The following is a 231-nucleotide window of genomic DNA, read 5'->3' as shown; positions in this document are numbered from 1 at the left end:
TAAGTTCTGTTGGCGTGATTAAACCATCTGATTCGGCATCTGCTAGTGCTTGCTCTGCCTCAGCATATGCTGCTTCAGCCGCCTCTACTGCTTCTGTCGCTTCTTCAAGTGCTGCAACTGCATCATCCACACCATCTTCATTTTCATCATTTACTGTTGGTAAGATGATGTCGACTAGATCATCTAAGCGTGCATCCAATGCGTCTTTGTCTGCTCCTTCTGGAAGTGCAT

The 231-nt window shown here is 46.3% G+C and carries 1 protein-coding gene; it reads right to left on the bottom strand.

Translation table 11 applies throughout. The annotated features are described in order from the left end of the window. The coding region (locus AC1M9M_RS14895) for a GA-like domain-containing protein (protein WP_481596722.1) at positions 1-231 on the bottom strand (231 nt) is incomplete at both ends.

This window comes from Acinetobacter sp. ANC_7503 (assembly GCF_056780035.1).
This window is presented reverse-complemented; position numbering and strand designations above follow the sequence as displayed.